The organism is Elizabethkingia occulta (assembly GCF_002023715.1).
Classification (GTDB): Bacteria; Bacteroidota; Bacteroidia; order Flavobacteriales; family Weeksellaceae; genus Elizabethkingia; species Elizabethkingia occulta.
On record NZ_MAHX01000019.1, the window covers coordinates 42,585 to 58,406 of the forward strand.

14 protein-coding genes are annotated in these 15,822 nt (G+C 35.6%); 11 read left to right on the forward strand and 3 right to left on the reverse strand.

From position 1 onward, the window contains the following. Positions 1-87: 87 nt before the first annotated feature. From BAZ10_RS15990 to aroB, 3 genes are all read right to left on the reverse strand, one after another. Entirely contained in the window at positions 88-720 is a 633-nt protein-coding gene (locus BAZ10_RS15990; RefSeq protein ID WP_009088080.1) for a porin family protein, read from the reverse strand. Positions 721-1,131: 411 nt separating this feature from the next. Then, positions 1,132-1,725 carry a porin family protein gene (locus BAZ10_RS15995; protein WP_078772897.1) on the reverse strand — a complete coding sequence of 198 codons (594 nt, stop codon included), beginning with the start codon at positions 1,723-1,725 and terminating at the stop codon, positions 1,132-1,134. Positions 1,726-1,924: 199 nt separating this feature from the next. Beyond that, positions 1,925-2,968: a 3-dehydroquinate synthase gene (aroB, locus tag BAZ10_RS16000; RefSeq protein WP_078772885.1), complete on the reverse strand. Its 1,044-nt coding sequence runs from the start codon at positions 2,966-2,968 to the stop codon at positions 1,925-1,927. 311 nt (positions 2,969-3,279) lie between these two features. Here aroB and BAZ10_RS16005 point away from each other — a divergent pair, with 311 nt between their 5' ends. From BAZ10_RS16005 to BAZ10_RS16055, 11 genes are all read left to right on the forward strand, one after another. After that, positions 3,280-4,449, forward strand: coding sequence for a proline dehydrogenase family protein (locus tag BAZ10_RS16005; protein WP_078772886.1), 1,170 nt, complete (start codon positions 3,280-3,282; stop codon positions 4,447-4,449). Positions 4,450-4,540: 91 nt separating this feature from the next. Next, entirely contained in the window at positions 4,541-6,982 is a 2,442-nt protein-coding gene (gene priA, locus BAZ10_RS16010; protein WP_078772887.1) for a replication restart helicase PriA, read from the forward strand. 147 nt (positions 6,983-7,129) lie between these two features. Next, positions 7,130-8,596, forward strand: coding sequence for a D-alanyl-D-alanine carboxypeptidase/D-alanyl-D-alanine endopeptidase (gene dacB, locus BAZ10_RS16015; RefSeq protein WP_078772888.1), 1,467 nt, complete (start codon positions 7,130-7,132; stop codon positions 8,594-8,596). A gap of 75 nt (positions 8,597-8,671) precedes the next feature. Further along, complete coding sequence (locus BAZ10_RS16020; protein WP_078772889.1) at positions 8,672-9,865, forward strand: glycine C-acetyltransferase; 1,194 nt, start codon at positions 8,672-8,674, stop codon at positions 9,863-9,865. A 113-nt stretch (positions 9,866-9,978) separates the two neighbouring features. Continuing rightward, positions 9,979-10,434, forward strand: coding sequence for a hypothetical protein (locus BAZ10_RS16025; protein ID WP_078772890.1), 456 nt, complete (start codon positions 9,979-9,981; stop codon positions 10,432-10,434). Between the two features lie 10 nt (positions 10,435-10,444). Continuing rightward, positions 10,445-10,936 carry a toxin-antitoxin system YwqK family antitoxin gene (locus tag BAZ10_RS16030; protein ID WP_078772891.1) on the forward strand — a complete coding sequence of 164 codons (492 nt, stop codon included), beginning with the start codon at positions 10,445-10,447 and terminating at the stop codon, positions 10,934-10,936. Further along, positions 10,920-11,411, forward strand: a complete 492-nt coding sequence (locus BAZ10_RS16035) for a DNA-deoxyinosine glycosylase (RefSeq protein ID WP_078772892.1) — start codon at positions 10,920-10,922, stop codon at positions 11,409-11,411. Before BAZ10_RS16030 ends, BAZ10_RS16035 begins: the two co-directional genes overlap by 17 nt. Positions 11,412-11,669: 258 nt before the next feature. Further along, on the forward strand, positions 11,670-12,719 hold the full coding sequence (gene queA / locus BAZ10_RS16040) for a tRNA preQ1(34) S-adenosylmethionine ribosyltransferase-isomerase QueA (RefSeq protein WP_078772893.1): 1,050 nt from the start codon (positions 11,670-11,672) through the stop codon (positions 12,717-12,719). A 96-nt stretch (positions 12,720-12,815) separates the two neighbouring features. Further along, a complete protein-coding gene (rlmN, locus tag BAZ10_RS16045) occupies positions 12,816-13,859 on the forward strand; it encodes a 23S rRNA (adenine(2503)-C(2))-methyltransferase RlmN (RefSeq protein WP_078772894.1) in 1,044 nt (347 codons plus the stop codon). Beyond that, entirely contained in the window at positions 13,849-14,724 is an 876-nt protein-coding gene (locus BAZ10_RS16050) for a hypothetical protein (protein ID WP_078772895.1), read from the forward strand. Before rlmN ends, BAZ10_RS16050 begins: the two co-directional genes overlap by 11 nt. Before the next feature lie 52 nt (positions 14,725-14,776). Next, entirely contained in the window at positions 14,777-15,754 is a 978-nt protein-coding gene (locus BAZ10_RS16055; protein ID WP_078772896.1) for a polyprenyl synthetase family protein, read from the forward strand. The last annotated feature ends 68 nt before the right edge of the window (positions 15,755-15,822 follow it).

Sequence of the window (15,822 nt, forward strand, 5' to 3'; positions counted from 1 at the left end):
TAAGTCCATGTTTCTGGAAATAAAGAAAGCCCGATTTAATCGGGCTTTTCTTATTGAAATCAATAATTGATGTTTTTTCTTTTCTGATTAGAAAGTGTAGCTTAATCCTAACTGGATGTTTTCATTTCTAGAATCGTTGAAGTACTGACCTCTAGGAGTATCATTCTTACCGATTTTAGTGAATCCTGTAGTATATCTAGCGTTAATACCCCAGTTATCAGTAATTCTGTAACCTAAACCGATAGCACCTGCAGCGTTAAATCTTTTAAGATCATCTAAAGCTTTGCTATCCCAGCTGTTAGTTACAGTTTGGCTACCGCTTTTTAATTTGTTGTTAGCATTTACTAAATAACTGAATTCAGGACCAGCTTCTACATAGAATTTAGGAGTTACATTGAACTGAACCATTAATGGAACAGAGATGTATCCCAGGTTAGTTTCGCTCTTTATTTTTTCACCATTTACATCTGCTGTAGATTTTGAACCCATGTAGTTGTAAATAACCTCTGGCTGGAAGTTAAATTTGTCAGACATTGGTACATTCATAAATACACCTCCGTTAAAACCAAATTTATGCTCAGTATCGCTGAAGTTTCCTTCTGTAATTCTAGAAAGGTTACCACCACCTTTGATACCAAATCTGATTCCACCATTATTCGTAGTTTGGGCAAAAGCCATCGTACCTAGAACAATACCTAGGCCTAAAAATACCTTTTTCATAATTTTAAATTTTACTTTACTTTGAGGTGATAACAATAACAAACAAAGTGCCAAAGAGGGTTTTTATGGTATATAAAAGACCCTAAATATGACGAAAGTCATGTTTTTAGACATTTTAAATTATAGATTCAATATCTTTTTAAGAGAAATTATAATATTATGATAAATAGCCCTAGCAAATTGATACAGAGCAGAAAAAATAAATATCACAGAATAAAATCTAGGCTATCTGAAAGAGAAAAATAACCCAATCAGAGTTTTTTGAATTATACTTTCAATTTATATTGGAAAAGATAAAATATCTCAGGCTTCAAAATTAATAACAAACTATAGATTAAAAAGATTACCGAATAGTGGAAAAAAAGGACTGTCAACTGACAGTCCTTTTATAATAATTGATGTTGTTTTTTCTTAGAAAGTATAACCTAATCCTAATTGGAAGTTATTGTTCTTAACAGAATCTCCGTCGTTATTTTTGATTGTATTAGTGAATCCTGCTGTATAACGAGCATTGATGCTTAAGTTTGGTGTAAATCTGTAACCAGCACCTAGACCCATACCAAAGTTGAAAGTATTGTAACCGTCAGTACCACTAGTGTTCATACTTACTCCACTTACTGTTCTTTTATTTTGTGCATCCACTAAGAATCCAAATTCAGGACCAGCTTCAAGATAGAAATCCGGAGTTGCATTATACTGAACCATTACTGGTACGTTAATATATCCTAGATTTAGTTTTCTGTCTGTTACATTACCCATATCTTTGAATTTAGCACCTTGCTGGCTGTATACAACCTCTGGCTGAATGCTGAATTCAGATGAAATAGGAGCGTTCATAAATACACCTGCGTAGAATCCTATCTTAGATTTTTCACCTATTGAATTCAAGTTAGTTAAGTCTGAAAGGTTACCACCAGCTTTAATACCGAATCTTGGACCAGCTGTAGATTGTGCGAATGCCATTGTACCTAATACAATACCTAATCCTAAAAATACCTTTTTCATAATTTTAAATTTTACTTTTTTTAATAATTTTAAACTTAATCTCTTTTTTGATGCTAGCATTATTTCAAATGGAATGCCAAACTTTATTTCTTTTGACAAAAATGTCAAATTACTTTTATAGTTAACATTTAAAACATTGGTAATTACAATGTTTATGTTTTAATTTGGAATAAGTTTAAATAATTGTATAAAGCTTAAATTATGCCTTATAGGCTTCTCGGTAGTACTGAATGGCAGTCTCAGTCTGACTTTTTGTAACCTCATAATCGTACAGACAATGACCTATCTTATCTATAATTGAGAACTTTATAATACCATTGCTGTTCTTTTTGTCATTCAGCATCAGATTGTAAATGTCCTCGTGGCTAAAGTCATCAATAGAAAGGTATGGATATATTGCAATAATGGCGTTAGTAATTTCTGCAAGAGTGGCTTCATCTATCAATTGGTTAGAGTAGGACAGATGTGCTTCCATAATCATTCCTGCTGCTACAGCCTCACCGTGTGGAACGGGAGCTTCCTGCTGAAGGAAAAGGCTTTCTATAGCATGTCCTATTGTATGTCCGAAGTTAAGAGTCTTACGAATATTCTGTTCTTTGAAGTCCTGTTCTACTACATATTGCTTAATATTCATAGAATCTACCACAAATGGTTCTACGTTCTCTGGTGTTAATTCCAGTTGCTTTAGATTGTTCCAGTGTTGGTCGGAAGCGATCAGTCCGTGTTTCAGCATTTCTGCGAAACCACTTCTTAGTTCAGTAAATGGTAAGGTCTGAAGAAATTTAGGATAAGCAAAAATTTTCTCAGGTAAAGCAAATGTACCAATGATATTTTTATAATATTGATGATCTATTCCCGTTTTACCTCCAATGGAAGCATCTACCATAGACAGCAGAGTTGTTGGGATATTGATGAATTTAATACCTCTTTTATATGTAGAAGCAACAAAGCCACCCATATCAGTAATAACACCACCACCAATATTAATCATTAAGGCATTTCTGTCCGTACCGAATTCCGAAAGGATTTCCCATAGCTGAGCAGCAGTTCCTATATTTTTTCCTTCTTCTCCGGCCTCAATTTCAATAATCTCAAACGGAATAGTGGTTTCCAGATTTGCCAATACTGCTGGAAGGCAATATTCATGAGTGTTTTCGTCTACCAGTAATAATAGCAGACTTGGGTTGGTTCTATCAATATATTCGTTAAGCTGGCTGAAGCTGTCGTCTAAAAAGCTGATCATTCTGATTACTAATTTTTATATCATGCAAAAATACCGTTTTTGAATTGAAAAAAGTACTTAAAAGATAGTGTATTATTTAGTCTACTATGAATTTATATGGATCTTCATAGCAATATTATATGCTCTTTAGTGATCTGTAGCAATATGGTAATTTATATTCCAAAGCATTATGTTAAATGACCTGATAACATCTGATAAAAATTAGATATAAGAGTATGTTTACTTATAAGGTGTTATTTTTTTCAATATTTTGAAGTTTAGAAAGGTACTTTATACTAAATTTGCGAATCATAAATTTAATAGAAATAGAGATGAGTATTTTTGATAATACACAGATTGCATTTGCAGATAAAACAACAGACCAGTTGAGAAAAGCATACTGGATGTTCAAAGGTATTGAAAACCCTACACTAACGAATATGGGCGTTTCTATGCTGAACTTTACCGTAAAGAACAACTTTCCTTTCGTAGATGGAATTGTAAAGAAAACTTTATTCGAACAATTCTGTGGTGGTGAAACCCGTGAAGAAAGTATACAAGCGGTGAACAAACTATGGAAAAGAGGAGTAGGAAGTATTTTCGATTATTCTGTAGAAGGTAAAGAAGACGAAGAAAGCTTTGACAAAATCTGTAATGAAATTAAAGATATTATCAAATTCTCTAAAGGTAATCCGGCTATTCCTTTTGTAGTATTCAAGCCAACAGCTTTCGGAAGAATAGACCTTTACGAGGAAGTAGGCAAGGGAAGAGAGCTTACAACAAGCGAAAAGGAAGAGTGGGAGCGTGTAAGAACCCGTTTCGATGAAGTTTGTAAACTGTGCCATGAAAATAACATTAAAGTAATGGTAGATGCTGAAGAATCCTGGATGCAGGATGCAGCTGATCACCTTACTGAAGAAATGATGGAAAAATACAACAAGGAAACTCCTATTGTATGGAATACCATCCAGATGTACAGAACTTTCAGATTGGAATATATGGAAGGTCACTTGCAAAGAGCTCGTGAAAAAGGTTATTTCATTGGTTATAAAATTGTTCGTGGTGCCTATATGGAAAAAGAGCGCGACAGAGCCATAAGAATGGGATACCCTTCACCAATTCAGCCTACTAAGCAAGCTACAGATGATAACTATAATGCAGGCATCGACTTTATTATGGGACATCAGGATATTGTTTCAGCATTCTTCGGAACTCACAACGAGAAGAGTACCGAGCTGATAATGGATAAAATGAAAGCTGCAGGATTGGCAAACGATTCATCTCATGTATATTTCGGACAGTTGTACGGAATGTCCGATAATATTACATTCTACCTTTCCAGCTTACATTATAATGTAGCTAAATATTTGCCTTATGGTCCGGTGAAAGACGTAGTGCCATATCTAACACGTCGTGCGCAGGAAAATACTTCTGTGGCGGGACAGACAGGAAGAGAACTTTCTTTGATTCAGAAAGAAATCAAGAGAAGAAAGAAAAAATAAATAATCTGAAAATCTGAGATTGAGAAAATTTCCTGCTATAGAATTATAGAAGAAATACTCACTCTCAGATTTTTTATATTTTTAAATAAAAATGATGTTTGCTCAGATCATTTTACCATTAAATATTAAAGGAACTTATACCTATAAAGTTCCTGTTTTTTTATATGGTAAACTGGCGATCGGAATGCGTGTTGTAGTTCCTTTTGGCGGAAAAAAACTTTATACGGGGATTGTTGCTGAAATTCATGACAGAGAACCGGAAGCATTTTTACCAAAAGAAATTATTTCCGCTCTGGATAATGAAGCTATCCTACCGGAGGAGCAACTGAAATTCTGGCAATGGGTTTCGGATTACTATTTGTGTAATGTAGGCGAAGTATACCGTTTTGCATTTCCTTCCTCTTTAAAACTGGAGAGTGAGACTTATGTAAAGAGGAATCCGGATGTAGAAGTTAATTATGAGGTGCTGGATGTCCACGAGATACATCTGATGCAGGCACTGGAGGTAAAATCCGTGATTAATCTGCAGGAGCTTGAAGCATTTATTCCCAGAAAAGAGGTAATGAAGACGCTTAACAGTCTGATCAACGAGCGTCTGATTGTGATTGATGAAAAAATTAGCGAAAAGTATAAAGCTAAAGAAGTTTCTTATATCAGGCTAAAAGAAGGATTACTGGAAAGCGTAGCGCTTCATGAAATCCTTTCAATACTGAATAAAGCACCGAAACAGAAAGATCTTTTTCTGGCAATTCTGGATAAGGCAACCTCCGAAGATCCGTTTGTAAAAAAATCAGAACTTTTTGAAGATAAATTTTTCAGCAGTCAGCAGCTAAAAGCACTTGTTGACAAAGGCTATGTAGAAGAATTTTATTTACAAAAAGATCGTATAGATTCTTATGACGGGGATTTGGAACAAATAGAGCAGCTTACAGATCTTCAGCAAAAAGCTTTGTGGGAAATTGTAAAGCAGTACGAAGAGAAAGATGTCGTATTGCTACATGGTGTTACAGGATCTGGCAAAACACACCTGTATATTTCCAAAATAGAAGAAACAGTAGCTTCCGGAAAGAATGTATTAATGCTTTTCCCTGAAGTAGCATTGACCAAACAGATTACCCAAAGATTAGAGAAAAAATACGGACAATTACTTGGCTTTTATCATTCCAAATTAACCGATTTCGAGAAGGTCGAAATTTGGAGAAAAGTAAAGAATAACCAGCTGAAAATTGTTCTGGGAACCCGGAATGCACTTTTTTTACCGTTTCAGAATCTGGGAATGGTAATCGTAGATGAGGAACATGATTCCCAATATAAAACGACAACTGTTCAGCCCTTTTTCAATGCAAAAGATGCAGCAATTGTTTTAGGAAAGTTTTACGATGCTAAAGTTCTGCTGGGGAGTGCAACACCTTCTGTAGAATCTTATTATTCGGCTCTAACGAATAAAATTGGACTGGTAAAATTGGATGAACGTTTTGGCGAAAGCAAAGTTCCTAAGATAAGCCTGATCGATTTTAAAGAAGCACAAAACCTGAAAACAACCAATGGTAGCTTTACTATCCAAATGATTATGGAGATCAGAGAGCAGCTGGAGCAGAAGAAGCAGGTTATTATCCTTCATAACCGCCGTGGATATGCCAATGTAATAGAATGCGAAAGTTGTGGCTATACGCAGTATTGCAGCAATTGCGATGTTGTGATGACTTATCATAAAGTATCCAACGAACTGAAGTGTCATTATTGTGGACAAAGATCAGCAGTGCCTAAGCAATGTCCGTCCTGTAATTCCGAAAATCTTACAACAAAAGGTTTGGGAATCCAGCAACTGGAAGAAGAAGTTCAACGTCTGTTTCCGGAAGCGGAAGTTGGCCGAATGGATTTGGATGCTATGCGGACTAAATTTGCTTACGAAAAGTTCTTTGAGAGGGTAGAAAATCAGGAACTGGATATTATTGTTGGTACTCAGATGATTTCTAAAGGACTGGATTTTGATCATGTAGATCTTGTTGTGGTTCCGAAATCTGATGCTATGCTGCATATTCAGGACTTCCGGGCAGAAGAAAGAGCATATCAGCTCTTTACTCAGATGGCCGGGCGCGCCGGAAGAACTTCGCAACACGGAAGAATGTTGCTTCAGACTTATAATCCTTACCAAACCATTTTTGAGAAATTGTCAAAGGATCCGGATCACATATACGAATACTTTATTCAGGAAAGAAACAGATTCCTATATCCGCCTTTTGTGAAATTAATTTTCATAGAATTAAAACACCGCCGGGAAGATAAAGTAGAAAGAGCATCCCAGTTTCTAGGCTCTGTTCTAAGAAAATATTTACCGGAAGAATGTATACTGGGACCTGAAAAATCACAGATTTTCAGGATTAATAATTTATACCAGTATCAGATTTTACTAAAACTTCCTAAAGGAAAAAAATATAATCTCTTCAAACAATTTGTCTCTACTTCAATAGATGAATTCAATGAAATTTCGGGTTACAAAAGTGTAAAATTGAATCTCTATGTCGATTTTTAACTTTTTTTAACAAAAGTTATGAAGCTTTAGTACTGCTCACTCATTGATTCGGTATAATAATTAGTATTTTTATTTCGTTATAAGATGTGGAATATTTATATTTTTTAAATATTCAGCCTTTTACATGTTTTTATAAATATTTAATAAATGAATCTAGAGAAACTTATCTCAGGGAACCTAATCCTCTTCACTTCATTTCTTTTAGCACAAACCTCTGCTCAACCATCTGTACAAACATATTATCCGCAGGTATATGCGGAGCAGCAGCTTGTGGGAAAAGAAATGACGGCTGAGAAATCCCTGTTGAGTCCTAAAATTCAGTTGGATACTGAATTGAACAGAGTTCAGAGTGATCCTGTCTTGCGATATGCAACATGGGGATTTGCGGTTTATGATCCGCAAACTAATAAGATGATTACCTGCTACAACGAGAATGTACCATTAGTTCCGGCTTCTACAACGAAGTTGTTGACTACAGATACTGCATATTCTCTTTTTGGAAAAAAATTCCAGTGGGTAACTCAGTTGGAATATTCCGGAGAAATTACACCGGAAGGAGCTTTGAATGGCAATCTGTATATCATAGGTAGTGGAGATCCAAGCCTCGGGACCAATCAGGCCGGAGCAGACTCTTACTGGACAGTTATTGCTAATTTTAAAGATGCTTTAAACAGAGCAGGAATCAAAAGAATTAATGGTGGAATTGTAATAGAATCAGGGATTTTTAAAACATCCGAAACAATTCTCCCACCTAATATTGTATGGTTAGAGCATAATAACTATTACTTGCCTGTAGGGAATACCCAGAATATAAATCCTCAGAACGAAAAGATGGTGGTTAAAGCAAAGAGACCATCATCCGGAGAGAAAAGCTACTTCTATATTTCGCCATATAGCAAGCAGTTGGTTTATGCAGATAAATTTGAAGGGAATACTTATTTACAAGGTAAATTACCCGATGCCCCTGCCTATTTAGCGAATAATCTGAAATCTTCTTTAATAAAAAGCGGTATACCTGTAACTGGGGCAGTAACTACGCGTAGTGTGGATGCTAGTCCGGAAGAAAGAGTCTTTTTAGCAGAACAAAAATCCCCAACACTGGAGGATATAGTGTATTTTACCAATCAGAATAGTAATAACAGGTTTGCAGAAGCGCTGATGCGTATTTCCGGATTTTATGCCAATGGAGATCTTTCTTTGGAATCTGGTAAAAGTGCTGTCGTTAGTCATTTAGGAGCTGTAGGTTTTGATTTTGCAGGCTTAAACTATGCAGACGGAAGCGGACTTTCCAAGAGCAATACCGTAACTCCTCTGGCACATGTAAAGTTTCTGGCACAGCTTATGAAGCAGCCTTACTTCAAAAATTATTTTGATTCATTGCCTATTGCCGGAAATTCGGGGACATTGAAAAAAATGTTCTTGTACAATGAAGCCAATGGACAAATTTTTGCTAAAACGGGAACACTGAACAGAGTTAAAGCTCTGGCTGGCTATATTAAAACAAGAACAGGAAAAACACTTACATTCTCATTACTCATTAACAACTATAGTGGTTCAGTCGATCAGGTGAAGCGAAAAATGGAGCAATTGCTGGAGCCGACATTACAATTATAAAATTTTCTTAAATACATATGAAAGCCTTCTTTACTGGAGGCTTTTTTTATAAATTAGCGTCTCAAATTTAATAATATGATTAGCCCAAAATTTTTAGAGAATCTTCAAAACGAATTGGCACAGATTGATGCTGACGGACTATACAAAAGAGAAAGGATTATTACCTCTTCGCAGGACGCCGAAATAGTAGTGAATAACAAAACTTTGTTAAACTTCTGCGCAAACAATTATTTAGGATTAGCTAATAATCCGGAAGTTGTAAAAGCTTCTCAGGTTGCTATGGATACTCATGGGTACGGAATGGCTTCAGTAAGATTTATTTGCGGTACACAAGATATTCACAAAAATCTGGAACAGAAGATTTCTGAATTTTTAGGAACAGAAGATACAATACTTTATGCAGCATGTTTTGATGCTAATGGAGGGGTTTTCGAGCCTTTATTTACAGAACAGGATGCTATTATTTCGGACGAATTAAATCATGCCTCTATTATCGACGGTGTCAGATTATGTAAAGCTGCGCGTTACAGATATAAAAACAATAATATGGAAGATCTGGAAGCACAATTAATAGCCGCTTCTGAAAAAAATCACAGATTCAAAATTATTGTAACTGACGGTGTTTTCTCTATGGATGGTATTGTTGCTGACCTGAAAGGAGTTTGTGACCTTGCTGACAAGTATGATGCATTGGTAATGGTGGATGATTCTCATGCAACAGGTTTTATTGGCAAAACAGGCCGTGGAACTCATGAAGCGAATGATGTAATCGGAAGAGTAGACATCATTACATCTACATTAGGTAAAGCTTTAGGCGGAGCGCTTGGAGGTTTCACATCCGGTAAAAAAGAAATTATTGATATGCTGCGTCAGCGCTCAAGACCATATTTATTCTCTAATTCACTGGCACCTGGTATTGTAGGAGCTGCAACTAAGGTATTGGAATTAATTTCTGATGATACTTCCAGAAGAGACAGAGTAATGGAAAATGCACAGTATTTCCGTACCAAAATGCATGAAGCTGGTTTTGATATTCCTGAAGGCGATGCGGCTATTGTACCGGTTATGTTATATGATGCTAAACTTTCTCAGCAAATGGCTGATAAATTATTGGATGAAGGTATTTATGTAATTGGCTTCTTCTATCCGGTAGTACCAAAAGGAAAAGCCAGAATCAGAGTACAATTATCTGCTGCGCATACACGTGAACATCTGGATAAAGCAATTGCTGCTTTTACTAAAATTGGTAAAGAACTAAGAGTGATCTAATCTAAATCAGTTTTCAATATATCGATCCCCGCAGAAATGTTGGGGATTTTTTTATTCTATTGTTGTAGAATAAAATTATTTTCTTATTTTTATTCTATTCAAGTAGAACATAAATGAATAAGCTTTTTTCTTCATTGATTATGTTAATTTTATTGTTCTCCTGTGGGATCAACAAAAGAGATCGTGCAAAACAAAGACATGGTTATTGGAATGAAACAAAACCTGTGTCTGACGGAATGTTAACCAGTAAAGGAAGATACAAGCATGGTGAGCAAAAAGGGAAGTGGATTTATTCTTTTGGAGATACTTTGTATCAGAGGGATAAGATCAAAAAGAATATTATTATGACAACTTATTATTATCCTGATAAATTATTGATGGCCAAAGGTCAGTCCAGATTGGATATAACAAAAGACGGGAAAAGGCATTGGTATAAATTTGGACCATGGTATGAATATGACTCAAAAGGTAATCTACTTTGGATTAAATATTACAAAGAGGGTCATTTATACCAGTACAAGGAAGGAGGTATAATGAAATACGATATGAAAAAATTTTACGGACACTAAATCTATTAATATGAATATTAAAGTTTTACTATTATTGACTGTTTTAACTATGGCAAGTTGTTCTACTAAGTATAATCAATATGATACCAGACACCAGCGACATGGAAAGTGGAAAGAAACATTGCATACGGGTGATGGAGATATGTTGGCAACAGGTAAATATAGAAATGGTGAAAAAATAGGAAAATGGACTTACAAATATGGTAATAAGCTATATGAAACAGAAAAGTTTAATAAAGAAACATCAGTAACCAAATCCTATCATCCAAATGGTAGATTATCTGCTATAGGCATGTCCAGAACTAATGTTACTGATCAGTACCGGAATTGGTATAAATATGGAGTATGGAAATATTATAATGAAAATGGTAAATTAGCTAAAGAAATAGACTTTAGTAAGAATGCCAAAGAAACAACTAAAGAAGTTGATCAGGCGGGGAGTAAAGAACTGCAGGATAATATGAAAAAGATAAATAAAGCATTGAATGGAGGATCGAATTAATTCATTTCCACCTTTTATCGATAAAGACTCTAAAATTTTGATTTTAGGATCCGTACCCGGAGTAAAATCTCTGGAGATGCAGCAATATTATGCACATCCGCAAAATCATTTCTGGAAGATTATGTTTCATTTGCTGGCTGAACCTGCAACTTCGGATTATGAAGAAAAAGTAGCTATGCTTCAGCGTAATGGAATTGCAATATGGGATACAATAGAAAGCTGTGTAAGAAAGGGAAGTAAGGATACTGATATAAAAAATGAAGAAGCAAACGATATTGCAAAACTTTTAAAAGAGTTTCCGAGCATAAAGGCTGTTTTCTGCAACGGACAGAAATCATTCAAAAATCTTAGCAAACAGCTTAAAAATAAAGAAGTGTATATTGATTTTTATGGATTACCCAGTACAAGTCCGCTTCATACAGTTGGATTCGAAAAGAAACTTCCGGAATGGGAACAGATTCTTAGTTATCTGTAAATTTTGGAGTTTTATATGTGAATTTGGACCTTTTAAACCTTATAGGTTTGGGAAACCTACAAGGTTTTTTTAGAGTTATTAATTCTTGTATTCTCCATTTTTAAAAATAAAATATTAAGCTTAATTCGGGAATATCCTTGTTATACGCTATCAGAGGCGTTATAAAATCTTTAATTCTCAAAGACTTGACAAAGGGGTATTCGATGTCGTATATTTGCAGTCTGAAATTTTTTAACTGTAACATACGATTTTATATAAATGAAAACTTCTGATTTTAATTTTAACCTACCTGATCATCTTTTAGCTGAACACCCATCCGAAAACCGTGATGAGGCAAAATTGATGGTTTTAGACCGTAAAACTCAAACAATCGAGCACAAGCTTTTTAAAGATGTAATCGATTATTTTAACGAAGACGATTTATTTATCTTCAACAATACTAAAGTATTCCCGGCTCGTCTTTATGGAAATAAAGAAAAGACAGGTGCTAAAATTGAAGTATTCTTACTTCGTGAATTAGATCGTGAAGCTCGTGTATGGGATGTATTAGTAGATCCGGCAAGAAAGATAAGAATTGGTAACAAACTTTTCTTTACAGAAGACGAAAGCTTAGTTGCTGAAGTTATCGATAATACAACTTCAAGAGGTAGAACACTTCGTTTCTTATTCGATGGAAGCTACGAAGAGTTCAGAGCTAAATTAACTGAACTTGGAGAAACTCCACTTCCTAAATACATCAAAAGAGATGTAGAACCAGAAGATGCTGAGCGTTACCAAACAATTTATGCAGAAATAGAAGGAGCTGTAGCAGCACCAACTGCAGGACTTCACTTCTCTAAGCATTTGATGAAGAGAATGGAGATCAAAGGAATCAATTTTGCAAATGTAACATTGCACGTTGGTTTAGGAACTTTCAACCCAATTGAGGTAGAAGACCTTTCTAAACACAAAATGGAATGTGAGCAGGCTATCATTACTCAGGATAACGCAGATACCATCAATAAAGCAATCGAAGAAAACCGTAGAGTATGTGCTGTAGGAACAACTACAATGCGTGCTATTGAGACTTCGGTTTCTACAAACAGAAGACTTAGTGCTTATGAAGGATGGACTAACAAATTTATCTATCCTCCTTACGATTTTGGTATTGCAAATGCAATGATTACCAATTTCCACACACCAAAGTCTACATTAATTATGATGATCGCTGCCTTTGCAGGTAGAGATTTTGTAATGCATGCATATGAAGAAGCTATTAAGAATGACTACAAGTTCTATTCTTATGGTGATGCAATGCTTATTCTTTAATAAAGACTAAAATAAACAGTTGGCAGTAGCAGTATTTTACTGTGTGTTGCCAACTGTTTGCTTTTTTATACTATACAACTGACAACCGTCAACTCAATGAAAGACATCCGCACACTTACCCTGGACCAACTAAAAGAATACTTTGTATCGCTTGGAGAGAAGCCTTTCCGCGCGAAACAGGTTTATGACTGGTTATGGTCCAAAAACCTGCACTCTATAGACGAAATGACCAATCTCTCTAAACCTTTGAGAGAAAGAATTGCACTGGAGTATACGATTAATCCGGTATCTGTAGATCTAATGCAGAAAAGTACAGACGGAACTATTAAAAACGGAGTAAAGCTTCACGATAACCTGATGGTAGAAAGTGTACTTATTCCTACAGAAACCAGAACTACTGCTTGTGTGTCTTCACAGGTTGGTTGTTCATTGAACTGTGAATTTTGTGCTACAGCGAAACTGAAACGTATGCGTAATCTTGAGGTTGCCGAGATTGTAGATCAGGTAGCTTTAATAGACAGACAAAGCCGTTTATATTTCGACAGACCGCTTTCTAATATTGTATTTATGGGAATGGGAGAGCCTATGATGAATTATAAAAACGTTGTAGAAGCTATTCATAAAATTACCAAGCCTGAAGGTTTGGGTATGTCACCGAGAAGAATTACCGTTTCTACATCCGGTATTCCGAAGATGATCAAGATGCTGACGGATGAAGAGCTAAAAGTAAAATTAGCACTTTCCCTTCATTCAGCTATCGAGCATAAGCGTAATGAGATTATGCCATTCTCGGATAAGTTTCCTCTAACCGATATTATGGACGCTTTGCAATATTGGTATCAGAAAACAGGATCCGTAATTACCTTTGAATACTGTGTATGGAAAGGGATTAATGATGGTGATGAAGATATCAAAGCACTGATTAAATACTGCCGTCAGGTACCATCTAAAGTCAATCTTATTCAATACAATCCGATTGGTGAAGGTAAATACGATCACAGAAGCATTGCTGCTGAAGAAAAGTATGTTCGGGAATTGGAAAAAGCAGGTATAACTGTAATGGTAAGAAAAAGCCGTGGTGGTGATATCGATGCAGCTTGTGGCCAGCTAGCCAACAAAACAACTGAAAGTGAAATTTAAATACCTTTTCATAGCTTTGGTAATGGCTCAGGTTTCCTTTGCACAGGAAGTCCGGACCTTGAAGCTAAAGCCTTTTGAAAAGACTGTTATTTCTGATACACTAAAAGAAAGTTCGGGTTTAAGCATTATAAAAGGAAAGTTGTTAAGCTTTAATGATAGTGGTAATCCTGCTGAAATCTATGAACTGAATCCAAATAACGGAAGCATTGGCAAAACCTATAAAACCAATACTGTAAACATAGATTGGGAAGCAATAACCAATGACGGCGAAAATATCTATGTAGGTGATTTTGGCAATAATCTGGGAAACAGGAAGGATCTCACTATTTATAAGATTCCTTTCAGCCCGGAAGCTGAAAACCTGACATATACTTCCAAAATTAATTTCTTCTATCCGGAACAACAAGATTTTTCTTCCCAAAACAGGAATAATGATTTCGATGCAGAAGCCATGATTTTCCTGAATGGAAAGATCCATCTGTTCACCAAAGAGTGGAAGAGCAAATCAGTATCTCATTATATTATAGATCCAACCACCGAAACCCTGCAACCTGCACAAAAAACTGAATCTTATCAATCAGATTTTGTAGTGACAGATGCTACTTACTATCAGGGAAAACTATACCTTATTGGCTATACCAAAGGAGCTAACGTTTATTTGTTATCATGTGAAGAAACAGCACCGGGGGTATTCTTTAGTGGTAAAATACAGAAGTACTTTTTGGGGATGGCCACACGCTTTGGACAAATAGAAGGCCTTACGGCTACAGAAGAGGGATTGTATATTTCCGGAGAGCAATTCAAATTTAAAATCATTAATGCCAGACAACGTTTATATTTCTTACCGTTTAAAGAACTTAATTGATTATATTTGTGTTTCGAAAATTTAACATCATCCAGATTTAACCAGCGATCCAGTGGCTAATATTGTAGAGGAAATCAAAAGTCCGATAAAAGAAAACATGAAACTTTTTGAAAAGAAGTTTTATGAATCTATGAAAAGTAATGTTTCATTATTGGATAAAGTGACGCAGTTTATTGTAACCACCAAAGGAAAACAAATGCGTCCTATGTTTGTATTTCTGTGTGCTAATCTGGTAGGAGAGGTAAACGAGAAAACCTACCGTGGAGCTTCCATGATAGAGCTTATTCACACCGCAACTCTGGTACACGATGATGTGGTGGATGAATCTTTCAAACGCCGTAATTTTTTCTCTATCAATGCACTTTGGAAAAACAAAATCGCTGTTTTAGTAGGTGATTATCTACTTTCGAAAAGTGTATTGCTTTCCACGGATAATAAAGATTTCGATTTACTGGCAGTAATTTCCAGAACAATAAGGGAAATGGCAGAAGGAGAACTTCTTCAGCTGGAAAAAGCTCGTAAACTGGATATTACGGAAGATGTTTATTACGAAATTATCCGTCAGAAAACCGCTACACTTATTGCCGCTTGTTGCGAGGTTGGTGTCCGTTCTAATAATGTAGATGAAGAAATTGCTCTAAAAATGAAGGAGTTTGGTACTTATACCGGAATGGCCTTTCAGATTAAAGATGATTTATTCGATTATCTGAGCAGCAACATTATAGGTAAGCCTGTAGGAATTGATATTCAGGAGAAGAAAATGACATTGCCGTTAATCTATACCCTGAGAACAGCTGATCCGGAGAAGCGTAAATATTTTTTTGAAACAATCAAACGTCATAATAAAAAGCCAAAACGCGTTAAAGAACTTATTGAGTTCGTGAAAACTTCAGGTGGCCTTCATTATGCTATTGGTGTTATGGAAGACTTCCAACAAAAAGCTATAGATATTCTGGATACTTTCCCGGATTCTGAAGCAAAGAAATCTTTACGCCTGATGCTGGATTACGTTATCGACCGTAAATTCTAATTTTTCTATAATTTATAAATCAAATAGTATAATCTATTAATGTTGAGCTCTTCGACTACGCTCAGAGT